15 protein-coding genes and 3 pseudogenes are annotated in these 24,998 nt (G+C 41.2%); 8 read left to right on the top strand and 10 right to left on the bottom strand.

Going from position 1 to position 24,998, the window contains the following annotated elements:
• Positions 1–17 precede the first annotated feature (17 nt).
• From FBB35_RS07925 to FBB35_RS07905, 5 genes are all read right to left on the bottom strand, one after another.
• Positions 18–5,675 (bottom strand): type I polyketide synthase, encoded by a 5,658-nt coding sequence (locus FBB35_RS07925; protein WP_174709200.1) that lies wholly within the window; start codon positions 5,673–5,675, stop codon positions 18–20.
• Positions 5,672–7,663 (bottom strand): long-chain-fatty-acid--CoA ligase, encoded by a 1,992-nt coding sequence (locus tag FBB35_RS07920; protein ID WP_174709199.1) that lies wholly within the window; start codon positions 7,661–7,663, stop codon positions 5,672–5,674. Before FBB35_RS07920 ends, FBB35_RS07925 begins: the two co-directional genes overlap by 4 nt.
• A 141-nt stretch (positions 7,664–7,804) precedes the next feature.
• Positions 7,805–9,496 (bottom strand): histidine ammonia-lyase, encoded by a 1,692-nt coding sequence (gene hutH, locus FBB35_RS07915; RefSeq protein WP_174709198.1) that lies wholly within the window; start codon positions 9,494–9,496, stop codon positions 7,805–7,807.
• Between the two features lie 1,137 nt (positions 9,497–10,633).
• Positions 10,634–11,803, bottom strand: coding sequence for an MFS transporter (locus FBB35_RS07910; RefSeq protein WP_254625854.1), 1,170 nt, complete (start codon positions 11,801–11,803; stop codon positions 10,634–10,636).
• Between the two features lie 186 nt (positions 11,804–11,989).
• On the bottom strand, positions 11,990–12,766 hold the full coding sequence (locus FBB35_RS07905) for a thioesterase II family protein (protein WP_174709197.1): 777 nt from the start codon (positions 12,764–12,766) through the stop codon (positions 11,990–11,992).
• Between the two features lie 813 nt (positions 12,767–13,579).
• Here FBB35_RS07905 and FBB35_RS07900 point away from each other — a divergent pair.
• Positions 13,580–13,876: a helix-turn-helix domain-containing protein gene (locus tag FBB35_RS07900; RefSeq protein WP_174709196.1), complete on the top strand. Its 297-nt coding sequence runs from the start codon at positions 13,580–13,582 to the stop codon at positions 13,874–13,876.
• Positions 13,877–14,181: 305 nt separating this feature from the next.
• Here the strand turns inward: FBB35_RS07900 and FBB35_RS07895 are convergent, their stop codons facing one another.
• The gene (locus tag FBB35_RS07895) at positions 14,182–14,475 is read right to left on the bottom strand and encodes a hypothetical protein (RefSeq protein WP_174709195.1); all 294 of its coding nucleotides are present in this window, start codon (positions 14,473–14,475) and stop codon (positions 14,182–14,184) included.
• 223 nt (positions 14,476–14,698) lie between these two features.
• On the opposite strand from FBB35_RS07895, the gene FBB35_RS07890 reads away from it, so the two are divergent.
• The 3 genes from FBB35_RS07890 to FBB35_RS07880 all read left to right on the top strand — a co-directional run bounded on the left by FBB35_RS07890 (position 14,699) and on the right by FBB35_RS07880 (position 16,654).
• Positions 14,699–14,896: an aldo/keto reductase gene (locus tag FBB35_RS07890; protein WP_302480955.1), complete on the top strand. Its 198-nt coding sequence runs from the start codon at positions 14,699–14,701 to the stop codon at positions 14,894–14,896.
• Positions 14,897–15,003: 107 nt separating this feature from the next.
• Positions 15,004–16,407, top strand: coding sequence for a Rieske 2Fe-2S domain-containing protein (locus FBB35_RS07885; RefSeq protein WP_174709194.1), 1,404 nt, complete (start codon positions 15,004–15,006; stop codon positions 16,405–16,407).
• A 22-nt stretch (positions 16,408–16,429) separates the two neighbouring features.
• Positions 16,430–16,654 (top strand): SDR family NAD(P)-dependent oxidoreductase, encoded by a 225-nt coding sequence (locus FBB35_RS07880; protein WP_174709193.1) that lies wholly within the window; start codon positions 16,430–16,432, stop codon positions 16,652–16,654.
• Here FBB35_RS07880 and FBB35_RS07875 read toward each other — a convergent pair.
• Positions 16,643–18,136, bottom strand: a pseudogene (locus FBB35_RS07875) (ISNCY family transposase). The gene FBB35_RS07880 and the pseudogene FBB35_RS07875 sit on opposite strands and share 12 nt — an antisense overlap.
• 359 nt (positions 18,137–18,495) lie before the next feature.
• Between FBB35_RS07875 and FBB35_RS07870 the strand changes: the two are divergent.
• The 3 genes and pseudogenes from FBB35_RS07870 to FBB35_RS07855 all read left to right on the top strand — a co-directional run.
• A pseudogene (locus FBB35_RS07870) lies at positions 18,496–19,464 on the top strand (ISLre2 family transposase); the annotation flags it as partial.
• Between the two features lie 152 nt (positions 19,465–19,616).
• Positions 19,617–20,905: pseudogene (locus tag FBB35_RS07860) on the top strand (ISAs1 family transposase).
• A gap of 298 nt (positions 20,906–21,203) precedes the next feature.
• Positions 21,204–22,055 (top strand): Rpn family recombination-promoting nuclease/putative transposase, encoded by an 852-nt coding sequence (locus FBB35_RS07855; RefSeq protein ID WP_174709191.1) that lies wholly within the window; start codon positions 21,204–21,206, stop codon positions 22,053–22,055.
• Between the two features lie 52 nt (positions 22,056–22,107).
• Here the strand turns inward: FBB35_RS07855 and FBB35_RS07850 are convergent, their stop codons facing one another.
• Positions 22,108–23,064, bottom strand: coding sequence for an IS630 family transposase (locus FBB35_RS07850; RefSeq protein ID WP_174708330.1), 957 nt, complete (start codon positions 23,062–23,064; stop codon positions 22,108–22,110).
• Between the two features lie 110 nt (positions 23,065–23,174).
• Positions 23,175–23,918: a hypothetical protein gene (locus FBB35_RS07845; RefSeq protein WP_174709190.1), complete on the bottom strand. Its 744-nt coding sequence runs from the start codon at positions 23,916–23,918 to the stop codon at positions 23,175–23,177.
• A gap of 262 nt (positions 23,919–24,180) precedes the next feature.
• On the opposite strand from FBB35_RS07845, the gene FBB35_RS07840 reads away from it, so the two are divergent.
• Positions 24,181–24,441, top strand: a complete 261-nt coding sequence (locus tag FBB35_RS07840) for an HNH endonuclease (RefSeq protein ID WP_174709189.1) — start codon at positions 24,181–24,183, stop codon at positions 24,439–24,441.
• A gap of 294 nt (positions 24,442–24,735) precedes the next feature.
• Here the strand turns inward: FBB35_RS07840 and FBB35_RS07835 are convergent, their stop codons facing one another.
• Positions 24,736–24,990: a hypothetical protein gene (locus FBB35_RS07835; protein WP_174707957.1), complete on the bottom strand. Its 255-nt coding sequence runs from the start codon at positions 24,988–24,990 to the stop codon at positions 24,736–24,738.
• Positions 24,991–24,998 lie beyond the last annotated feature (8 nt).

Genomic DNA, 24,998 nt, shown 5'->3' with positions numbered 1-24,998 from the left:
GTTCACAAGTAATTACTTCAGACACCAAGCAAAGCCTCTAATTCTTGGTCAACTAATGCTGCTAATTCGTCTTCAGAATACTGCTGAATATCTATTAACAAATTAGTTTGCACTTCAGTCTCTATTTGCGGCTCCACCACAACTGGCTCTGCTACATTCAAGGAAATTACATTGTTGAGCAGATATTCAGCCAAGGATTCAATTGTGGGATATTCAAAGGTCAAAGTCGAAGGTAGAGAATTTCCTAAGCTGGTTTCTAGTCGGTTCTTCAACTCGATGGACATGAGAGAGTCCATCCCCATATCGAAAAAGCCCTGTTGCGGATTTGGTTGATCAGATGCTTCAAACCTGAGAACTTGGGCAACCTCACTTTGAATGTAAGCAATTAAAACATTCTGGCGATCGCCTATGGCGGGGCGCAGCCCATCGCTAGCAATAGTTTCCTCTAATTGACGCAGAAGTTCAAGTTGTTTGCCTGATTGTGCAGAATTGCCTTGTGGCTGGGTTTGGGGAGCTAAATCAGCAATTAAAGGTGCTGCGCCTCCTGGTGGGAATTGCTGGAGGAATTTTTCCCAATTGACTGACATCACACCAACTTGGGTGGCATCTTGTCTCAATAAATCTCCCAGTAGTTGCAATCCCAATTCTGAGGACATGGTAGCAAAACCACTCTCAGCTATTCGCTGTTGGCTACGACTGTCTAAATCTGCTGCCATCCCTGCTTCTGCCCAAGGCCCCCAGTTAATGCTCAAACCTGGCAAACCCAAACCTCGACGATAATGAACTAAAGCATCCATGAAGGCATTAGCGGCTGCATAGTTTCCTTGGCTGGGTGAACCAAGTAATGAGGCGACCGAGGAGAAGCAGACAAAGAAATCTAAAGGTAGGTCTTTGGTCAATGTGTGCAGATTCCATGCCCCTTGCACCTTGGGAGCAAGCACTTTCGCGAAGCGGCTCCAATTTTGTTGCAGTAATACCCCGTCATCTAAAACACCAGCCGCGTGAAAAATACCCCGTAGAGGTGGATAGCTGGCTTTGATTGCCTCTAACATCTGAGCCACATCTTCCGTGTTGGACACATCTGCTGTGACAACTAGAACTTTTGCCCCTGCTTGCTGTAGTTGATTGATAGCTACTTGAGTATCACCAACTACTCCGCGCCTGCTAGTTAAAACTAAGTTTTTGGCTCCTTGTGCTACTATCCACTGGGCAACTTGCAGCCCTAGCGCCCCTAAACCACCTGTAATCAAATAAGTCCCATCTTCACCAACTGCAAGTTGATTCGCCGGGGTTTGAGCTTGGCGACGCACCAACCGGGAGACTTTCCGCACTCCTTGACGAAATGCCACTTCGTCTTCTTGGTCTGGGAAGCACAACTCTGCTAATAATTCTTCAACTTCGTTCCCATTACCAACTGGGTCTAAATCCAACCGCACACATGATAATTCTGGATGTTCCAAGGGAATAACACGTCCCAAGCCCCACAAAGCAGCCTGAGTTATGGCTAAGGAATCGGACATTGGCTCTACTGGCTGGCTTCCTCTGGTAACTAACCACAGACGAGGATACTTAGACCAAGTTGATTTTGCTAAGGCTTGAACCAAATGCAGCACATAACCACAGCCAGTAACCTGGGTATCTTGGAAATCAACAATGCTTTCATGCTCCAGCCCCCACAGGTATACTACCCCACGGCAAGGAGGTTGGTTATTACCTAAGCTTGCTTGAATTAACCTCTGAAAATCTTGTGGTTCTGAGGGATTGATGTAGTAATGTTCTGCATCGGCTTGATATTCGGCACCAGGAGAAACTAAGATAGTGCGATCGCCACGTTCTTGGAGTAGTTTTGCCAACTTAACCGCTGTTCCTTGGTTATCAGCAAATATCAGCCAACTTCCTAACTCTTGTGACTGTGCCAACTGATGATTTTGCTCACGAGGCTTTGATTGCCAAGCTACTTCATAGAGCCAATCACCTAAATCTTTTTGCAGACTTTGCAGCAGAGTTGCCCGACGAACTTTCCTCACTTCAAAACCGATGATTTCGGCGATTAACTGCCCATTTTGGTCGAACAGATGTACGTCACCAATTAAGCTTTGCTGATTAGATGTTGGTGTTTTCTGACCATGACACCATAGTTGATGACCAGGATGGGAACGACCATAGAATCTAAAGCTACCGATGCTAAAGGGAATGTACATATAGTCATTCTGGACTTGCTCGGCAGGATTAACATCCCAGCAAACGTTGAGTAGTTGCAAGCATGAATCAATTAATCCCGGATAAAGTTGATAGTTATCGAGTTCGTCTGGTAATTGGGGTAGTTTCATTTGACATACAGCTTCTCCATCCTGATGCCAAATATTTTCTAGCCATTGAAATGAAGTTCCCCAACTGTAGCCAACTGCTTGAAAACTAGAGTAAAATTGCGTTCCCGATAAAACTTGAGAACATCTAGCCTTGACTTCTGCCACATCTACGAAATTGGGTACTGGCGAGAACAGCCGGACTTTTCCTGTGCCGTGTGTTTTCCAAGAGTTAACCTCGTTTTCTGCTTCTCCACCTAAAAAACTAATAATTTGAAAGGAAGTCTCTTCTGTTGTTTGGGGTGTCAAAACTAACTGAACTGTTGTACTACCGTCATCTGGGCAAACCAGCGTATTTTGAAACAACAAATCTTCGATGATGCAAGATTCATTGGGGAAAACCTCCTTAACTGCGGATAGAAGCATCGAGATATAAGATGCACCAGGAACAATTTTGACTTCGTTTAATTGATGATCCTCTAGGTAAGCAGGCGAATTGGGGCTAAATTGGGTTTCAAAGCGAATTTCTGGAGAAAAGGGTAATTTTAGCCGTTGACCGAGTACAGGATGGAGAATTTTGCTAGCCTTGGCGGGTAAAGTCTGTTGGCGATGGGATGTCTCAACCCAGTAACGCTGGCGCTGGAAGGGATAATTTGGCAGTACTAGGCGACGACGGGGATAATCTCGATCAAAGCCCGACCAGTTGATTGATGCCCCACGTAAGTATAATTCCTGTAAGCTTTGAAGTAGCTGTTGCCAATCCGACTGTCCAGGGCGCAAACTAGGGAGCCACACTCCTACTCCTTCGGGGAGACACTTACGACCCATTTCCAGTAAAATTGGTTTTGGCCCGACCTCTAGAAAAATTTCGCAACCTTGCTGCTCAAGGGTTTCCATCCCAGAAGCAAATCTCACTGACTGGCGCAAATGTCTGACCCAATATTCCGCATTGGTGATTTCTGTAGTCACTACTGTGCCAGTAACATTAGAAATCAGTTTGATATTAGGTGATGAGAAGCTGACTTCTGAGGCGATGCGCGCAAATTCCGCCAACACTGGTTCCATTAAAGGAGAGTGGAAGGCATGGGAAACGTTTAATTTGACACTATTAACGCCTTCGCTTTGGAGAGTAGACATCGCTGCTGCGACTGCTTGATGCTGTCCAGAAATAACGACACTCTCCGGGCCGTTAATGGCAGCAATCGATACTTGATTGGCATAAGGTTGAATAGCTGCCAATACTCGCGCTTCTGAGGCGAATATATTGACCATTGCCCCATCTTGAGGTAATGACTGCATGAGGCGAGCGCGGGCAGCAACCAATTTTAGTCCATCTTCCAGGCTAAAAACTCCAGCTATACAAGCGGCAACATACTCACCCAAACTATGCCCCATAACTACTGTGGGTTCTATGCCCCAAGACTTCCATAACTGGGAGACTGCATACTCTAGGGCAAATAAAGCTGGTTGGGTGTAGGCGGTCTCATTCAGAGGGCTAGTCCCAGATTCAGGATAGAGAACCGACAGTAAAGGTTGTTCTAAATAAGGACGGAGAATTTCATCACAACGATCTAAAGTTTGCCGGAATGTTGGTTGGGTTTCGTAGAGTTCTCGCCCCATACCTATATACTGAGAACCCTGTCCGGTAAAGAGAAAAGCAATTTTTGGGCGCTTTTTGTTGTGTAATTGCCCGCTCACACCTGGGGTTTTACCTGCTGTAAAAGCTGCCAATTGTTGACGTAAGTCTTGAGTAGATTCAGCGACAACAGCAAAACGATGGTCAAAATGCGATCGCCCTGTATTCGCGCTGAAACAAATATCTGCTAGATTTGCTTTGCTATCACCTGCCAAAAAGGATTCGTAGCGGCTGACAAGTGAATGTAGTGCTGATTCAGTTTTCGCCGATAAACTCAAAAGATGAAGCGGACGCTCAATTAATTTTGAATTTTCAATTTTCAATTTTGAATTGTTATCTGGTGCTGCTTCCAAAATCAGATGGACATTTGTACCACTCATGCCAAAGGAACTGACCCCAGCTAGTCGTCGTCCATCTGCCCCTAATGGCCACTTGGTGGGCTGAGTCGGAACCACAACCGGCAGTTTTTCCCAAGGAATATAGGGATTAGGTTGTTGAAAATGTAAATGTGGTGGTATCTCTGCGTGCTGGAGAGCTAATACAACTTTCATTAATCCAGCAACTCCGGCGGCTGATTCCAAATGACCCACCTGAGTTTTGACAGAACCGATAGTTAGGGGATTGTCTTGGGAGCGACCTTGACCTAATACTGCTCCCAAGGCTAACACCTCAATGGGATCGCCTAAAGGTGTACCAGTCCCGTGAGTTTCCACATATTGAATCTGATGGGCTTGGACGTTGGCATTTTCTAAGGCTTTGCGAAGTAATTTTTCTTGAGCAGAACCATTGGGGGCTGTCAGACCATTACTAGAGCCATCATGGTTGTATGCTGAACCCCGAATCAATGCCAGGATAGGATCGCCATCAGCTAAAGCATCAGATAAACGTTTGAGTACTACTATGCCACATCCTTCTCCGCGTCCGTAACCATCGGCGCTGGCATCAAAAGTTTTACAGCGACCATCAGTAGATAAAGCTTTTAATTTACACAGACCAATGGAAGGATCTGGTGAGAGAATCAGGTTGACACCGCCAGCTAAAGCCATATTACATTCTTGAGAACGCAGGCTTTGGCAAGCTAGATGCACCCCTAACAGCGAAGACGAGCAAGCTGTATCTAACTGCATGGTAGCTCCTTGCAGACCCAAGACGTAAGCCAAACGCCCAGCTGCCATACTTCTGAGAACACTTAAAGTATTGTAAGCATCAATTTGAGTGCGATCGCCATAAAAGCTCAGTTGTGAGTAGTCATCCATAGACAGCCCGACGAATACCCCTGTAGGACTGCCATTTAACTTTTCTGTTGCTTGTCCAGCATTTTCTAGCGCTTCCCAGCTTACTTCCAAAAGTAGCCTCTGTTGAGGGTCGAGGCTGACGGCTTCGCGGGGAGAGATGCCAAAGAACTGAGCATCGAACTTGTCTACCTCATTTAAAAAACCGCCGTGGTGGGTGTACATTTTCCCCAATACATCGGGGTCTGGATGATAAAACTCATCTACTGGCCATCTTTGTGCAGGAATTTTGCTAATGGCATCTACCCCATTATGTAATAGATTCCAGTAATCCTCTGGGTTATTGACACCCCCAGGTAAACGGCAAGACATCCCAATAATAGCGATGGGTTCTTTCTGTAATTGCTCAACAGTATCAACTTCAGACCGCATCCGCCGCAATTCTAAAATGGCATTTTCTAGTAACAAGCGATAATTTGTATTCTCTGAATTAGGAATCATACTAATCTCTTTTGTTTAACTGTGGCAATTTCTCTGGTTAGTAATTCAGCTATTTCTGCGTCTGAGAGTGCTTTTAAGTCTGTTGATTCGGTCAGTTCTGCTTTATTTGTAGGCAATTCTACAGACACCAACAGACTTTCTGTGTGCAAATTAAACTCTGGCTTTGTCTTGGCTAATTCTGTCAGTTGGGGAATTTTTTGACTGGCTAGGTGGCGTGCTAAAGATTCGATGGTAGAGAAGTTCCAGACTATAGTTGCTTCTAAGGGATATCCCAACCATTCACTCAATTCTTGGGCTAACTTGACAGCCCTAACGGAATCTAATCCATAATCAGCAAATGATTTACTTTGGTCGACTGACTGGGCTGCTACTGCCAATTTTCTCACGACCCAATCCATAATCCAGTTTTCGATCAATTCGGTAGTTTGGTAAGAGACATTTACCGACGCAGATGTCTGAGTTTTGCTAACCACAGTACTATGGGAAGGTGCAGCAGAATTTTCTTGCCTTAGTAGCCGCTTGAGTATTTTGCCAGTCGGGTTCTTGGGGATCGAGGAGACAAGTTCGACGGCACTAGGAACTTTATATTTAGCCAGTTTTTGGTAACAGAAGGCAATTATTTCTTCTTCTGTAACTACTTGGTCTGGTTTAAGAACAACACTAGCTTTCACCTGTTCACCTAGTACTGAATCTGGTACACCGTAGACAGCTACCTCTGCAATACCTGGATGCTGGTAAATAACATTTTCAACTTCGGCTGGGTATACTTTTAATCCACCGTTGTTGATCATATCTTTGAGGCGGTCAACGATGTAAAAGTAGCCCAATTCATCTATTTGACCAATGTCACCAGTGTGAAACCATCCGTTCTTCATGGCTTTGGCAGTTTCAGCCGGGCGATTCCAGTAACCTAGCATGACATTGACACCGCGAATAACGATTTCGCCGAGTTCACCAGGGGCAACTTCGCAACCATCATCGAGGCTGACAATCTTCATCTCGACATTCTCAATTGGTGAACCAATAGAACCCAGTTTGTACCTCAATTCGTGGTTATAACTAGCTAATGGTGATGTTTCTGTAAGACCATACCCTTGGTTGATGACTTTACCAAACTTGTCTTGCCAACGTTTGGCAATTTCTACAGGCAAACCTGCGGCCGCAGAGAAGTAGTAACGCACTGAATCCAAATCGCGGATAGATGCTTTATCGCATAAAAGAATAAAAGTAGTGGGAACACCAAAAAAGATTGTAATATTATATTCGCTTATGGTTGACAGTACCGTTTCTGGGTCGAACGATCGCTGTAAAACGATAGTTGCACAGGTATTAAGTCCACTATTGAGAACTGCATTCTGCCCGAAACAGTGGAACATCGGTAAAAATAGTAAAATTTGATCGTTAGGGCGCATTTCGCAACAGTGATTCATTGAGTGCATATTAGAAATCACATTGCCATGAGATAAAGTCGCGCCTTTAGGGAAACCTGTTGTACCAGAAGTATAAAGAATCGCCGCCGGATCATCACGTTCCATCTCCACAGCACGAGCGCTAGACGAAGCATTTGCCATGAATTCACTCAATGCGATCGCGTCAGTTGCTTTTCCCTCAGCAATTAAGATGTGCTTGAGGTGCGGTAAATCCTGCTTGGGCAATTTTTCTCGCAGCGTTTCTGTGGTTACGAGTACAACTGCTCCACAGTCATTGAGAATAAACTTGAGTTCATCACTTTGCAGACTTGGGTTAATGGAAACTGCGATCGCCCCAATCTTGAGAATCCCCAGATAGGAAATGATAAATTCAGGAATGTTTGGTAATAATAATGCTATGCGATCGCCACGCTCAACCCCTAATCCCAGCAAAGCATTGGCAAAGCGATTTGCCATTTCATTCAGTTGTTTATAAGTAAAATATAAGCCTTCAAAAATGAGCGCTGGTTTGTTAGGAAAAAGGCAGCAACCACGCTCCACATTTTGTGAAATATTCATAAAATTTGTTGCAATATTTAAGTTGTAGCTCTTGTTGTACTTATCGCCTTGATGTATAGAATTTATGCAATAAGTGTATAAAATTAGTAAACAGTCAACAGTTCAATTGACTGCCGACTGTTCACTATTGACTAATAACTGTTAATAGATATCTTGAACTGCTTTCACAATCAAACCACCAGCCGCGATATCAGCAGAAATTCGGGCAATATGCTCATCCAGACCTTGCTCATTATCATTCCAAATATATGGGCGATCTGAAGTTGGTTTTTGTCCAACTACGTGGCGGACTGCTGAATACAACCGCTCAGTTGCAGGTGATAGACAGACACGTGCATCGTAATGACCAGTCTTTTTATATGTGCGGAGGTCAACAGCTTGGACTCCAAACATGAGAGCGATCGCCATATAATTCTGGAATATATCGACAGAACGGCGGGCTAGAGTCGCTGAAGTGTATCCTTGACTGTTGATGTTTTGATTAAATTGTTCCGCATGGGTAGGAAAGCGATCAGCGATGGAATTTCCATAGAAGGTCAACAGTGGCATAATTGAGTTACCGCATATTTGCAGACCTTTGAGTCCCATATTGACTTTACGTTCTCGGTTGCCAAGTAAAGATGGTGGTAGTCCATTGCTAAACTCCGGTGAGGCGAGGAGGGCAATCTGCACATCCAGGTGTTTAGCCAATAGCCCAATATAGTAACGCAGGTGATCCATTCCCATACCTACGTACTGTCCGAGAAAATTGCCTCCATGATAGCTAGCTTGGTTATTCACATCAATCAGTGGGTTATCAGTCACTGAGTTGATTTCGATTTCAATTTGTTTGGCAATCTGGGAAATCCCATCAACAATGGGCCCCAAATACTGGGGAAGGCATCTGAGTGAGTAACGGTCCTGAATTAATTCGTGATCACGATAATCGTGTTTACCATCTAACTCATCACGGACTAGCTGGGAATTTGTTAGCAAAGAAATCATCTGATCTGCTGCCCATAATTGACCAGGATGTGGTTTGGAATTATGGATAAATGGGTGAAATGATTGATTGGTTCCGTTTAAAGCTTGGATATCTAGAGCGTGAACGCCCATAGCGATCGCAGTTAAAATTTGAGTATCGTAGACGCAGTTTGCCGCAATACCTGTCATTACTGAAGTGCCGTTCATCATCGCCAAGCCTTCCTTCGGCAACAATGTCAAGGGTGACAAATTCAGTTGACGTAGAGCTGTTGGCGCATCCATTTCTTTACCGTTGAAGTCAACCTTAAAACTGGGATCTAAGCCTATCAGTGAACCAGTAATGTAGGATAGTGGCACTAAATCACCACTTGCACCAATTGAGCCAAACTCATACACATACGGTGTAACACCAGCGTTGAGAAAAGTTTCCATGCGCTTGATAAGTTCCAGCCTGATGCCAGATGCACCGTGCATGTGAGAGTTTGCACGCAAGAGCATAGCTGCACGCACATCCGCCAAGGGTAATTTGTTACCTGCACCTGTTTTCAGGAACCAAACTAAGTTGGTTTGGAGTTCAGATGCTTGTTCACGGGATATGGCAACATTGGCCATACCACCAAAGCCAGATGTTACTCCGTAAATTGGTTCCCCAGATTCAACAGCATTATTAATGTAATCACAAGATGCGTGAATATTCTGCAAAACGTCTGCGTTATCGGTTAAAGACACTAATGCGCCATTGCGTGCTACCCTTGCAACATCATTGATTGTGAGTTTCTGATTACCAATAATTACATTGGTGGAGGAATTTCCAGTGAAAGAAAATTGTTGAGATAAGGTTTTGCTTTGTGCTTGAGATAGTGTCTTCATACAGGGATTATGTTTAACTTGTAGTAGGTATTGCAATTAACTTAACTTTTGTTTTTTGCTGAGAGTATTTGACATAACATTTCAGCAAATACAAATTGATATTTAGCGGGCATCAGTGTTTTCAGGAAGCAGTCATTCTCCATAATTGAAACTTTCAAGAATAATTTTTGGATAAGTTCACGTAAAAGTTAACCAAAAAAATTAGCTATTTTTTTCAATTGTTTTGCTCATATATTGATGATAGATATTCCGTTTGTTGTGTTTTGAAATTACAACATGAGATAATGAAAATTGTAATCGTTTGTTCTGTAATTGAACTGTTATATATTTATCTGGAGTAAGTAAAAGATTTATGCAACTATTCCATAAATTTGACTTTATTTATTTTACTTACCTGTGATTGCATATATTAAGCCTTATGTGGACAGGGCGGCCGCGTCATGTCAATAAGACTACTCTATTCTCAATAGACTCAAGAATAATCTCATTAATCCCTGCTTATTGACGAAGATTTTATCGATCGCTTTGAGCCTTGGAAAATAAATCAAGCCAGAAATACTGATTTTTCGTTGGGTCTTAATGTTGGTCGTGATCAAGAGTACTTAGATGTGTTTGCTCTGCTTATGTGGAATATCTTTCGCCTATTTCGGTGTCTACAATACTAATACAGCGTGGTGCAAACAGCACAAACATTTAAAATCCGTGAAAAGCTCATATAGTAGGATTTTCACAGATTTTAAATATTTAGATATTTTCTTACTCGAAAATACCTAACAACATAGCTCAATCAAATCAAGCCGTATCCGAAAATTATGTAACTCGATATTAGTAGGTAGCAAGAACTTGGTTAACTTTCTGTTTCTGTAACTTTATGCTAAAGGCTATTATTTACCTTTAACTTACTTTTTCATGTTGTTCCCTATAGCGCCGATTCAGTAAAGCACTTACTCGACCTATATCTAGACTAATCAGCGTTATTAAAGTATTAGGTTCTGGAACGGTAGCGAGAGTGCCATTCACTATAATCTGAGTTGGCTTAGGAACATTTGGTTATAGATCAACTATGAAGCTTCCAGAAAGGGATAATATGCCATTAGTACCAGCGAATCTTCCCTCTTCACCAGTGATATTGACAAGTTAAGCACTTCGGAACGGAATTTTTTTATTCTGTCTGCCCACATAAAACAAAAATATGGCAAAGATGATTATAACTAAGCTAAATATGTAACCATCACCAAAAAGTTTGATGGCTAAGGATGAAGCAATAGGCCCAGTAGTACATCCGAAACTATATATAGCTGTGAACAAAGCACTTCCAGAAGATAGTTCATTTCTAGAAAGTTTTGCTCCAATTAATGCCATTGCTAAGGGAAAAATCGGACTGATACTAGCTCCAGCAATAAATGCAAATATCTGGGTAGCAGTGGAGTCTTGAATCAATGAAAGAGATAAAAACGACAATATTACGATAGACACACTCATAAAAATAACTTTGAGTCTGCCGAATTTGTCTGCTATGTGAGTAACTGGAACAGTAGAGAGCAAGCCGCCAACTACAAATACAGCAAAGGTATAGCCGATCTCCTCTATATTGTAATTTTGTCGTAGCAGATAAACCGGATATAAAGAAACTAGCGTTGATTCGGCAAAACCATAGGCAAATGCGCCCTGAAGAGGAAGTTTCAGCTTGTTGAAAATTCCGGAACGTGAAGATTGTTGAAAAACAACTGTTTTATCTGGTAGAGCTATCCAGACCACAATTACACCGCTAAAAATTAAAGCACTACCCAACAAAAAGGAAAGTTTTGGTGAAACATTATAGAAAGCAGAACCAATTACTGGGCCAATACCAAATCCAAAAGTAAAAGCTAGAGCATTCAAACCATTGACGATCCCTCGATTATCTTCATGACAAAAGTGATTTAATGCAGTGTTTCCGCTGACTAGATATAAACAACAAGCAATGCCCATAACAGCACGTATAATAAACCACAAAGGCATTGATGTAGTCATAGTGAACAAAGGAGCGCTAATACCCATCATTGTCAAGCCAAGCATCATAGTTTTACGAAGCCCCAACTTGGGTAATACTTTTACTACGAACGGTGTTCCCAAAGCTATGACTAGAAAATACACGGTAGAATTTGCTCCTATCCATAAATCATCAACTTGATGTTGCGCCATTAATGTTGAGATAAAGGGATTAAATAGCCCTATAGAAATACCAGACAAAAAAGCTATGCTATACAAAGCTGGTAATCCAGTAGAAAAAGGGGAATTTGATTTTTTCGAGATCAATTCTGTCATAAAACCTGAGGATAATTGATAAATTATGTGGTTTAAGTGCATCGTATAAATACGATGCACGCAATCTTGTTATCGCAAAAAAGCTATGCAAAATAGAAATAGCATTTTTTGCAATAAAATTATTTTTTGAACTTTATTGAAATAAATTTAGCTACTTAGTAAAGTATAGATTTGTATCTCAAATTCTTAATTGTTGTTGATAGCTACTAGGTAATGTAAATGTTGGGATAATGACTGCAAAAAGAGTGATTGAGAATTATGTAAAAAGAAATGATCTCCAGGAAACATTTGCAGGTTTAAGTAACTACTAGTCTGCTCACGCCAAGCTTCTAAAGCATCAAACTTAATTGCTTTATCCTGCAAACCTCCAAATACAGAGATTGGGCATTCGAGTGGCATTTCACTTTTGTAAATGTATGTCTCTAGTATCGTAAAGTCCGCTCGCAGACAAGGCAAGAAAAGTTGCAACATTTGTTCATTCTGCAAAATCGCATTGGGAATTGCATTGTAACGATCGCAAAGTTCCGCCAGGAATTTAGCCTCAGGCATTTTGTGAATAAACGGTTTGAGAATTGGTTTTTGGGGAGCAGGGCAACAAGCAGCAAATAAATGAACAGGGCTAAGATTATATTCTTGACGGAGTAGACGCGTTATCTCAAAGCCAAGCGTTGCACCCATGCTATGGCCAAAAAAAGCAAATGGCATATTCAGATACGGTCTAATTTTTGATGCCAAAGTTTGAATAAGAGGTAAAAAATTGGTATAGGAAGGTTCTTGCAATCGACGGCCTCTTCCAGGAAGTTGAACTAAGTAAACCTCTACATCCTTTGGTAATTTGTTTGTCCATGTACTATATGTTGAAGTTGTACCCCCCGCACATGGAAAACAGAATAAGCGAAGTTGGGCCTTTGGATTAAGCTGAGGGCAGCTAATCCAAGGATCAACTATTAGTCTTGCTGTCATAAAATTATGTCTGTAATCTGAAAATTTTTGTTATAAAGCCTAAACCTGTTTCTTTATCAGACTGTGGTAACTCTGTTCATAGCAGCGATTAAAGGTAAATATTATTTCTGTACATATACACGGTTAATTAACATGAGTAATTAAATCTGACTATGAGTAAGAAGAATTACAGCCAAGACTTCTAATTTTAGTAAATATTCACAGCAAATAATACTATCAAATTCATTGATAAAAAATGTCAATTTATCTCTATTGTTAACTGCTATAAAATAGAGATAGCTAAATAGTAAAAGCATAAAATTTTAATGCCTGAGAGATTGCCAATCATATTTGATTTTTCCCGTCAGTATAATAAGTTCTTAAAACTTAAGAGTTAATTTTTTGTTTGCTCTTACAGCACTTATCGCTCTTCTCTGGGTTATTTATGCAAAACACCAAAATCCCCAGCAAATAAAATTTGATTGGTGAAAGAATGACATGAACCACAGCATTAGAAGCGATGGGCTACGCCCCGCAAAGAAGCGATCATTGGCGGGTACGCCATTGCACTATCCTACTCCTGGATTTCTCACTTGTGAGAAATCCAGGAGTGTGGGGAGTGTGGGGAGTGTGGGGAGAGAGTTCTTCTTTTCTTCCCACACCTCCCACACCTCCCACACTCCCCACACCCTTGTGAGAAATCCGGGCTACTCAGTTAACTAGGATAAATACCAGGAAGGCGATCACTTTTCACTTAAGTAAGTAGGCAGGAAAAAACCAAACTATGTAAAGAGAAGTAAATACGGAGAATACATCTACTGAGGTAACTAAAAGATGGGCGCTCGTTTAAGGGTATTTTTGACTCGTGAGCAAGACCAAACCCTGTTAACCCTAAGAACAGCAGATGTACCCCAGAAGATAAAAGACCGAGCAGAAGTAATCAGGTTAAACGCACATGGCTGGTATGTGGAAAAAATAGCGGGTTATTTAAATTGGACTCCACAGACAGTGAGAGAGGTTTTGCACAAATGGAAAAAGCAAGGTCTAAAAGGGCTTTGGGTGCATGTTGGCAACGGAATAAAAACTATTGCGCTGCCGATAAATTTTGTTTGTCTTTGGTATCGCCTTTGATGCGTAATTCAAGCGATACACACTTACAGGATGCTAACTTTTAGTTATAATTAGCCGTAACTTATTATAGGCACAATTAACTATAGCTTTGACTGAGTGCAAAGATAGTTTACATTGAAGGGGAAAAGGGGCTTGGCATAATATTGGTTCAACGAAGAGACAGAGGTATTGCTGCCGAAGAATGCATTCGGGAAAACTTTTCTCCCTGAAGCGGTTCCTGCCCCTCAATCTCTAAGATTGGGATCATGGATAATTGCAACCGGCTCAATGGTCAACCATCTGGGAATATAAATTGCCTGCTTTAATTAACTACAGAAATCATCTACCCGAATATCCCGCCAGACATCAGACACTTGCCAGCCAGAGTTGCCAACAGACTGTACTGGAGGGTTGTCAAGGAGCGGAATATAGTCAGGAACTCTAGGCTCAGAAATTGCTACTGGTTTCTCCTCAACTTCAACCACAGGGGCAGTAGAATTGTCAGTATTAGCTTGAAGGAGTTGGTCTTCAGCCTCCTCGATTAGCTTCATCTGTCTCAGGGTAAGCTTGTCCGATTTTTTGATGATCTTCTTAATATCTGTATCATTAGAAGTTTTCATTGGCTGTTCCCTCGAAGGCATTGGTTTAAAATTTGTCTGAGTAAACTTGGGAGAAGTTAGGTATAAATAATTTGCACAGAATTAACAAGGTACACCAAATCGATGAGAAATACGAGTCCCTTGCTGAACAATTTATTAATTGGACATAAATATCTTTTTCGGGCAGATGCCTAAAAGCGATCGCAGTAGGATCATTGTCTAGAAGTCAAAATTCTTTTGGATTTTGACATACGTTGACCTGTACCAATGCCATCGCTACGATCCAAATACGCCTTTAGAAGAAACCATGACGGCACTCGCTGAGGTAGTGGGTCAGGAAAAAGCTCGTTACATCGGCTTTAGCGAATGGAGTCCGCAGCAGATCCAAGCAGCGCTGAATCTTGCTGATGTTGAACGCTTTGTTTCTAGCCAAAGTACTTAATGGCTATTCAAAAAATCAAAAATGGAAATGCGATCTCCATACAGCCAATGTTCATACTAGCTAAAATAAATCTGAGAGTAGGCAATAAAAATTAATAAACATCAAAAATGTTTGAGAAAGAAGTTAATGTCAGAGATAGTTTTCACTCAAAACAGCCTGGGGGCGGCAGCGATCCGAATAGTTTTGATTGTAAAGAAACATGGTATCCCATCCATTACCTAGAGGACTTAGACAAATCAAAACCAACGCCTTTTACAGTGCTGGGAAGAAATATTGTAATTTGGTGGGATAGACTTGCCCAATCTTGGAGAAGCTTTGAAGACCAGTGTCCTCATCGTTTAGTACCGTTGTCTGAAGGCAGGATAAGTGACGATGGGCTTTTGGAATGTCCCTATCACGGTTGGGCTTTTTCTGGAGATGGAAATTGCCAAAGGATTCCTCAACAAGTCAAAGGTGGAACAGCAGAGACATCAAAACGAGCTTGTGTGGCATCATTACCAATTATAGAAAAGCAAGGACTACTGTTTGTATACGTTGGTGAATATGAAAATGCTGCCAAAACCGAAGTCCCAATAATTGAACCATTAGAAGAATCTGCCGAAGGATGGGTTGTAATTAATACATTTAGAGATGTACCTTATGATGCATTAACACTATTAGAAAATATACTAGACCCTAGCCACATATCGTTTACACATCATAAAACGGTAGGAAATAGGGCAAATGCAGCACCTTTGGAACTTGAAGTGATTGAATCTGGGAAACATGGATTCAAAGGGATTTGGAAACAAGGTTTGAAACCAGGGCAATCAGGAGAGTTATCTACAACCTTCGTCGCTCCGAGTTTAATGTGGCATGACATCAATTCCCAGCGTGGTAGAATTCTAACCGTTGTTTATGCTACACCCATACGTAAAGGAGAATGTCGTGTATTTGCACGTTTTCCTTTTAAGTTTCCTGATAAACTTCCAGGTTGGTTTATTAAGCTCAGACCGCGTTGGTATTACCACATTGGACAAAATGGTGTTTTAGAAGACGATCAAATTTTTCTCCACTATCAAGAAAGATATCTTGAAGCTAAAGGAGGTAGCCCTAACTTTACTAAAGCCTTTTACCTTCCAACCAAAGCAGATAGTTTTGTATTTGAATTGCGTCAGTGGGTAAACCAATATAATGCTGAACCATTTGGCAAAGAGACTTTTTCTCCCCCATTGGCAAAGTCCGTGCTTCTGGAGAGGTATCATTCTCATACGGAAAAATGTGCCAGTTGTAGCTCGGCGCTTTCTATTATTGAGCGATTGAGATTTGGAAGTGGAGTTGCAACAGTACTTACTTTGGCTTGGACTCCAATGCTTTTTTTATTTTTTCAGACAACATCAGTTGTAGTAGTTGTGATTGAAACTCTAGCTCCCTTAATCTTTGCACTAGCATGGATGGGACTTAGTAAGTTAGTTATTCAGTTTTATGATGGACGAATCTTACCTCCACGAAACCGACCCGAAAAAAACTGAAATCTAATAATACCAGAAATATATGAGTAAGCTCATCTTAATTACAGGCATAAGTAAAGGTCTAGGTTATGCGATGACCGAGGGTTTTATTCAACAGGGACATACTGTTATTGGTTGTGCCCGTTCATCAGATACGCTCGATAAAATACGCCAAAAGTTTAGTGCGCCCAACGATTTCACATCTGTAGATGTGGCAAATGAACACCTTGTAAAAAAACTAGAACCGCAAAATTTGCTAGAGAAGTAGTGTTTCAAGATTTGTTAAGTAAGCTTGAGGATTTCGACGGAATCGTAGTTGTTCAATGCGACTAAGTTGATGTTGGCGTAAATCAGAGCGTAATTGTTGCCAATTCTGAACACAAACTTGTGCCAAATCTTGGGCTGTAAAAGAATGAAGTGCAGTAGCAATAGCTGAAGCTAACTGGACTGTTCCTCGAATTACAAGTGATGAAGGAGCGACTTTACGACCAGTACAACGACGTTGATGATGTCGTAAAACACCAAATGTTTGTTCAAGGTCATTATTGGTTCGAGGTAAACCTTCAACATCGTAACAATGAAAAAGTCCAGACCAATAACTACGAGTAATTTTTAAGAAATGAGCAATACCAGACTCTAAAGTTCCTGCTTCATTTTTCGCCTGTGACATTGAATCAATTAAAGCGTGGAAACTTTGTTGAACTTCAATTGCATCAAGACATGTTTCGTTGTCAAGAATCTCGGCGGCTTGATGAACCCAGTGATAAGCAACAGTAATTGGAGTGAATAAAGATGCTGTTTGTTCAAGGCCTTTGTTCAGAATTTGTTTGAGCTTTATTAAGGGTTTTGGTAAGCCCCTTTTTTAGCCACCCGTTCTAGACTTGCTTCAATTAAACTTAGACGTTCTTGTAGTTTTAATCCCGAAGCATCTAGCGGTGGACGACCATCATTGGTCAAGGAACCACGTACAGCTAAACAATATCCACGTACAACTTCAGACGTAGCTTGGTCACACTCACTAATACTACGTTCAATCTGGCGTATGCCCCGAACGTGTTTTTTTAATTCCTTTTTTGCGTGCCTATCTGCTTCATAAATAACCTTGGCTGCTTCCAATAAAAGAGTGAAAATGGCATAGACCATGAGCAATTCCCGGTAATGCCACTTCAACGGCTTTGTGAATTGACTGTTGTCCGTCACTGATTACCCCATCAATCTCTACATCAAGAGTATTTTTTACCTCTAATAGCAAGGCGGCTAAATCCTCATTCCTTGACGATAATAAAATTTTTGCCAGCAAAATTTCTCCTGATAAACAATCTCGAATTACCCATAGTACTTCATGCCCAACATCCGGTTGCATCCCATCAATTGCTAATATCAATCACCCTTGTTTTTTAGTTATGCCTTTGAGTCTTGATTGGTCATTTAACCACAATGCTACCAATTCGTCATATCTTTCTAACAGGTAAGTAACGCTTCGCTCGCTTACTTCTACACCATGATTACGAAGATGTTGATGAATTTGAGGTATGCTTCTGTGTTCTTGGTAGCGCAACGCTCCTACCAGTGCTATCACATCTAAACCAAATTCTTGTTGTGGTAATGCCCATGAACCTTCCTGTTCTGTTCAATATTTAATTCTGTAACGCTCACAAGATATATTCTGACAACGGCGAATTTTTAAGAGCAGTTGTACCACTCCTTTGAGGGTTCTCACACGCCGAAGATTGTTGTACTCATTCCACATGGGTTTGCCGCAACAGGGACAATCCTGTTGCACGCATTCTAGTACTTCAGAGGATGTCGCTTTTGGTTGAGGGCTTTTTCTTGCCATTTATACTCCTCATCTTCTCTGTGTCCCCTAGTTTACTTGAATATCTGAGCCTCTGTAGCAAACTTTGCGGTTCTAGAAAAAAATGCGATCGCTAATCATCTTTTTCAGTATAAAAATATATTTATTACAGTATTAATTAGTATTAATACTTAAAATGTTCTAATAATGAACAGCATCCGTAACATCAGTTTGGAGTGCTATTTTTTTGTGGATGCGAAAAAAGGTAGAATTTCCTTTTAGCAATGCTTTTGAGACAGGAAATGCCTACCTTGATGGAAAAAAATATAGATGCAACTTTAGATTTAGTGAAATCATTGAAAGACTTTGAAGCTCAGATTACTAAACTTTTAGAATTGACTAATGTTATTGTTTGGGATGGGCAAGTATTAAAAGAAAGAGAACAAAAAATTAGAGATTCAGTGCTTATTTTAGGGGGTCAATGTATTGCCTTATTTTTATATAATCTTTCCCAATCTCAATCAGTTCTCGATACAGCAAAAACTCAAACTCAAGGCTGGTGGCATCCCAAAACCCAAAGACATGGTTTTCGGACTCGACAAATATTAACAATTTGGAATGTACTGGTTATTTTAAAATTACCGTATGTAGTAACTATCAACAAAAAACAGGATAAAAATAAATCTTTTTGCGAAGGATTTTGCCCATTTTTAATATGGTTAGGAATGTCAGAAGGATTAACCCCATTGGTATGGTCTACAGTTGCTCAATATGGTGCAATCACTAGCTCATTTGAAGCCGCCTGTACAACTTTGACGGGTTGGGGAATTAACCTTAGTTTAAAACGAATTGAACGTTTAACATATAAATTTGGTCAAATTGAGATCAACTTACGTCAATCTAAAACCTTAAATCGTCAATTAGGGAATTTAGCTGAAGATAATATTCTTAAAGACCAAAGAGTTGTCATCGCCGTAGATGGTAGTCGGAGTAGAATCCGAATTAATAAAAAGGGGAGAAAAAATTCCAAAACCAAGCGACACGGGTTTATCGGCAAATGGGTTGAGCCAAAGTTATTCACAATTTATGTTGTTGATGAGCAAGGTAAAAAAATAAATAATTCTGAAATTCCTATTACGAATGATGGCACTTATGAAGGATATAAAGCGCTTTTGGAGATTTTAGAAGCGGATTTAGTTGACTTGGGAATTAGTCAAGCAAAACAAGTCTTATTAATCGGGGATGGAGCGGAGTGGATCTGGATACATATTCCCCCACTTTTAGCAGGGTAAGCTCATCTAATTTGGTATAAAGAGAACTTGACAAATCAAAGAAGATCAGCATAAACGACTCTGTAAAAAATGGACTTGACAACTGAGCAAGATCAATGAGATGAATTCAATTGCTCGATTGAAAATCGCCTGGAGTCAATTTGATGTCAGAAGGCTTTGAAATTAAATCTGCTGATACTCTAGAAAATTCTCCTCATCAGCGAAAGCCAGAAGAAGTGGCAGATATCGTCCGTATTCAACAGAATCTAGTGGAGCATTTTGCTCTTATTAAAGACCCAAGAGTAGAGCGAACCAAAAACATCAACTTAGGGACATTTTAGTAATTGCAATTCTGGCAGTCATAGCAGGAGCGCAGGGATGGGAAGATATCGAGAATTACGGCATAAGTAAGCGACAGTGGTTAGAAGAATTTTTGGCATTACCAAATGGAATTCCCTCCGATAGCGTAGCGTTAGCGAGTCTTCGAGCGTCTGATACCTTCCGACGAGTGTTTGAGTTCATTAACCCAGAAGAATTGAATCGTTGTTTTCTAAGATGGATAGAAACCCTGGTGACAAAGATGGGAGGAGAGATAATCCCCATAGATGGAAAGACAATTAGGGGTTCTTACGACCGCAATCAAGGGAAATCAGCACTGCACGTAATTAGTGCTTGGGCAAGCGAACAAAATTTGGTGTTGGCACAGATGAAAGTGGAAGATAAATCTAATGAAATTACTGCTATTCCCGCATTACTAGAATTACTAGATATCACAGGAGCTATCATCACCATTGATGCAATGGGGACACAAACAGAAATTGCCAAAAAGATTATTGATAAGAAAGCAGATTATGTTCTGGCACTTAAGGCTAATCACCCGACTCTCTACCGTCAGGTAGAACAATGGTTTGAACAAGCTTCTGCACAGGATTTTCAAGGTATTGATGTCAGTTATGAGCAACGCATTGAGAAAGGACATTATCGCACGGAAATCCGTCAAGTTTGGTCTGTTCCAGTTTCTGCCATTGGTGAACTTTACCAGCCCCGACTATGGGCAGGACTTCAAAGTGTGGTTATGGTTGTCCGAGTGCGTCGTCTTTGGAATCAAACTACTCGTGAAATTCAGTTTTATCTGACTTCTTTACATAGTGACGCTCAACTTTTAGGTCGAGCTATCCGAAAACATTGGGGTATTGAAAACCAGGCTCACTGGACACTTGATTGTACTTTTGCAGAAGATTCTTGCCGCATTCGCTCTTTCCATAGTCCGCGTAATTTTGCCCTTTTACGACGCATTGCTCTCAATGCCCTTAATCGCGAACATACTTACAAACGTAGTCTTCGTCAAAAAATGAAGCGCACGGCTATGGACAACGATTATATGATTCGCGTTCTCAGTTTTTGTTTTCTTGACTCTACATTAAATTCCTCTGAATCCTTCTGTCAAGCCTGATTGAGATGCTCTTACCCTGTCTGAGAACTGATTCCCAATCCTCTGGCCCTTCATGTTTCTCAATAATCCTATCCCATCTAACTGCCTTAATTTTCTCTAGTCTTTCTGCTGATAAGTCTGATAATTTCATAGCTTGTATCTTATAAAGTCTGTTTTAATAGCTAATATACATTAATCAGAATTATTATCTCTTTATTCTAGTGGATTGCAGAGATATTGAGTATATGCAATACTGAGCTTTAGTAAAAATCTTAATCTGAAAATAGAATGATTGTTATGAAAGTTAAAGATAAATATTATGATTGACCACGACCGCATTTTCAAAGAATTACTATCTACGTTTTTTGTGGAATTTCTTGATTTATTCCTGCCTCAAGTAGTCAGCCAAATAGATCGTGATTCTATCCAATTTTTACCCCAAGAAGTTTTTACTGATGTCACTTCTGGCGAAAAGAAGGAAATTGATTTACTGGTGCAATGCCGCTTCCAGCAGCAAGATACTTGTTTTCTAATTCACGTTGAAAACCAGTCTTACACTGAAACAGCTTTTGCAAAGCGGATGTTTAAGTATTTTGCCCGTTTGCATGAAAAATATGATCTCCCTATCTACCCAGTGGTGATTTTTTCTTTTGATGAACCCAAACGCGCCGAACCTCAAAATTATAGTGTCACCTTTAGCGACTTAAAAGTGCTGGAGTTTCAGTTTGTAGCAATCCAGTTGAATCGTTTAAATTGGCGCGATTTTTTAACGCAGCCAAATCCGGTGGCCGCAGCTTTGATGTCAAAGATGAATATTCCAACAGACGAACGTCCACAGGTGAAGGCAGAATGTTTGCGTCTGCTGGCAACGTTAAAATTAGACCCAGCAAGGATGCAACTAATTTCTGGGTTCGTTGATACGTATTTGAGGCTCGATGATACTGAGAAACAAGTCTTTCAAGCGGCAATCAGTACAATGGGATTAGATGAACAGGAGGAAATTATGGAGATTGTTACAAGTTGGCAACAGGAAGGCGCTCAAAAAACAAGAGAAGAGATTGCATTAAATTTACTCAAAAGAGGAATGATTGTGCAAGAAATCTCACAAGTCACGGGTTTAAGTCTTGAACAAGTTCAGCAGTTACAAGCTCTTCTTTCCCAAGAAAATTGATGTCAGTTGTACAGATGGGTGAACAAGAAAATGAGTGCGATTATAGCGGTTATCAGTCTTGTGAGGTACAGTAGCAGCAGTGAGTAAACCAACCCAGCAAATTCTCTATTGTCACTTCTGCGAATGCCGTATCTAATGCCTGGAGTAAATCAGGGTATGTCCTTGCACCGATGCGACGGAGAATGTTCTTAATCTTGGACCAACAATTCTCAATCGGTGAAAAATCGGGAGAATAGGGGGGGAGATAAATGAGATGAGCGCCAGCAGCGATGAGCAAAGCTTCAAGTTCATCACTTTTATGGATTGAGCAGTTATCCATGATCACCACTGCACCAGGCCAAAGTTTGGGTACGAGCTTTTGGGCGATGAAGGCATCAAAAGTCAAAGCATCGATAGAACCTAAGCCACTCCATTGGGTGAGCAGTCCTTTCAAGCTAATTGCACCAATTACCGAGACATTTTTCCCTTTGCGGTTGGGCTTTTGAGCATAGGCCTGAAGGCCAGGCAAGGCGCGGGCACATTTGCGGATGAAGGACAGATTAACTCCCGATTCATCTAAGAAAATCAGCTCTTCGACGGGTATCCCCCTCAAGAGTTTCCAGTACTCAAATCGGGCTAGTTGGACTTCATCACTACCTTTTTTGTGAGGTGGAGACTTTTTTTTGAGGTTGAGGTGAAGTTTCCAGCGAACCATCCGATTCACCGTAGCTACCCCAATTAAGACCTCTGTTTTCTCGTAAAGTCGTTCCCGCAATTCGCTTAACGTCGCATCGGGCTGTGCTATGACGAGTTGGCGCAGGATTTCTAACTGTTCAGCATTCAACTTTGTTGCTGTCTGCTCAGTCCGCACCTTGGGGCCTATCATCCCCAATTCTCGATGGCGTTTGAGTAAATTTTGCACAAAACTTAAGGTGACACCAAAGTTTTTAGCCAGTTTTCGTTGGGAAATGTCACCGCAGGCATAAGCATCAACTATTTTTTGACGCAAGTCGAGAGAGTAGGCTTTCATCACCACCAATTATCAGTAGAATTGCTCTCTCCTACTGTACTGAAGTAGACTGATAACCGCTATACCCTTACAACGAATTGCACTCATTTTCTTGTTCAAACCACAAAAGTTCATTCATCTTCATCTTCCTCCTCATAATCTCCATAATCTGCATAATCTGCATAGTCTTTCCCGTGTTTCTCGTACCATAAACGTTCTTCTTCTTGAGCCGCCTCTCGCTGTATTCTTTTCCTTTCTGCCATCTCCGCTTCTATTGCTTCTTGCTCTAACTTTGCCTTCTCCAACTTTTCTCGCTTCAGCCTTTCTCGTTCTTGGGTTTCTTGGTCTACCCTCTCCTTCTCAATTCTGATTAATCGCTGCTCGATTCGCCAACAGTAGAAATCCAAAGCCTTGCCCGTCGCGCCTCCGGTAACTGCACCACCGAATAAAAAGATCAGTCCAGTTTTCCAGCCTCGGATCGGGCCACCGCTCCATTCCAAACTTTTTTGATTCAACCACACCAGGACAGAGAAGACAAAAATTCCAACTACTGTCTTGAGAAGAGCGAAAATTCTGGGTGTGATCTCAGTCTGTCGCAGTACCAGCCACTGTCCCAGCAAAAGTATTGCACTAAAAATCACCGCAGCGATCGCACTCATAACCAAATGATCTGGATATCTAAACGGATCTAGCATCATATTAATGATCAGTGGCACAAATATCAGCGCACAGACCAAGAAACCAATTAATAAGCCAGCAACACTTATCAGGCTCCAGTAGCGACCGAGATAGCCAAGGCGGAATTCCAATATCCATTCTTGTACTGGGAGCATTGTGACGTAAAATGCCATTGCTGCACTGACGTAATCGAGCATTGGGCTAAGTTAACTGTATATTTAGTGTATTTAGCATCACCGTGCCAAAACGGACAAGGCAAGATATTAATAATCTAAAACGAATTGAAGCGATTATTCAGTAAGGGATTTTTTAGCCCACGCCATCGCCTTGTTGCATCAAAATGAGAACTACTGTAGTTTCTGCTTTTTACAACGCAATCAAAAACTCTGCGTCATTTTTTAGTACTGGACTGTTAAACAAGTGAACACCTTCAGACCTTGATACTCAGGCAGTTAAATTATGGCTAATATGTCTCCAGCCTCTAGGCGTAGCAAGAGACACCAATTATTACAAATGTATGGCAACCGCTGTTGCTGGTGTAGCAAGCAAATGACCAAATCCGAAAGAACCATTGAACACTTAGTTCCTAAGAGTCTAGGCGGCTCTAATAGTCTCTCGAATTTGCGTTTGGCTTGTTTCACTTGCAATAATTCCCGTGGCAACAGTCCGTTTCCTCCATGCCTCAAAAATACTTTTGAGTTTATAAATAAAACTTATTAGAGGTTGTTTGAAAACTCTAATTTATTACTTGCTTTGGTGACTAGAAGTCATGGCTATACGAGACTTTACACTCTCTACGCTGGTTAAAAAAATAGCGAATTATATTCACTCAATACTTTTCAAATATCGGGGTATGAGTAGCATTCGCGCAGAAAACCGGGTTAAGAGATATTACATGAGCAAGACTTGCATTTTTAGAAGCTGAAACCCTTATTTTCTCGTTGAGTAGTGACTCGATAATAAGTTTAAGTCAATGACCTTCGCTATTGGGAAAATCCTTAGCGAATAAGGCTTTTAAGCTAAACCCGGTTTTCTGTTCTGATGATACTCATACCCCATAATTGACCCAGCCGTAGCAGTTTCGTTAGGGAATTCGTACCAGTCAGGAAAGCCTTGTAACTTCGCCGCTCCCGCAAGACACTCCAGCCTCAGCCAGACCCCACCAACCGCACCGATAGAACTCCTGCTGTAACCCCGAAAGCACTGCCAGCACCCCAAGTTCCGACCAATCCCCAAAATCCTCGCTATATTCCAGATACCTGCAATCACACATTTTG

The sequence above is a fragment of the Nostoc sp. TCL240-02 genome, from assembly GCF_013343235.1.
Classification (GTDB): Bacteria; Cyanobacteriota; Cyanobacteriia; order Cyanobacteriales; family Nostocaceae; genus Nostoc.
This window is presented reverse-complemented; position numbering and strand designations above follow the sequence as displayed.

Bases quoted from the DNA above. Each gene is read 5' to 3' on its own strand.
- FBB35_RS07880 (WP_174709193.1), top strand. From the start codon at position 16,430: ATGAGTAAGCTCATCTTAATTACAGGCATAAGTAAAGGTCTAGGTTAT.
- FBB35_RS07905 (WP_174709197.1), bottom strand. From the start codon at position 12,766: ATGACAGCAAGACTAATAGTTGATCCTTGGATTAGCTGCCCTCAGCTT.
- FBB35_RS07910 (WP_254625854.1), bottom strand. From the start codon at position 11,803: ATGACAGAATTGATCTCGAAAAAATCAAATTCCCCTTTTTCTACTGGA.
- FBB35_RS07925 (WP_174709200.1), bottom strand. From the start codon at position 5,675: ATGATTCCTAATTCAGAGAATACAAATTATCGCTTGTTACTAGAAAAT.
- hutH (WP_174709198.1), bottom strand. From the start codon at position 9,496: ATGAAGACACTATCTCAAGCACAAAGCAAAACCTTATCTCAACAATTT.
- FBB35_RS07855 (WP_174709191.1), top strand. From the start codon at position 21,204: ATGATTGACCACGACCGCATTTTCAAAGAATTACTATCTACGTTTTTT.
- FBB35_RS07920 (WP_174709199.1), bottom strand. From the start codon at position 7,663: ATGAATATTTCACAAAATGTGGAGCGTGGTTGCTGCCTTTTTCCTAAC.
- FBB35_RS07885 (WP_174709194.1), top strand. From the start codon at position 15,004: ATGTTTGAGAAAGAAGTTAATGTCAGAGATAGTTTTCACTCAAAACAG.
- FBB35_RS07900 (WP_174709196.1), top strand. From the start codon at position 13,580: ATGGGCGCTCGTTTAAGGGTATTTTTGACTCGTGAGCAAGACCAAACC.
- FBB35_RS07845 (WP_174709190.1), bottom strand. From the start codon at position 23,918: ATGCTCGATTACGTCAGTGCAGCAATGGCATTTTACGTCACAATGCTC.
- FBB35_RS07840 (WP_174709189.1), top strand. From the start codon at position 24,181: ATGGCTAATATGTCTCCAGCCTCTAGGCGTAGCAAGAGACACCAATTA.
- FBB35_RS07895 (WP_174709195.1), bottom strand. From the start codon at position 14,475: ATGAAAACTTCTAATGATACAGATATTAAGAAGATCATCAAAAAATCG.
- FBB35_RS07850 (WP_174708330.1), bottom strand. From the start codon at position 23,064: ATGAAAGCCTACTCTCTCGACTTGCGTCAAAAAATAGTTGATGCTTAT.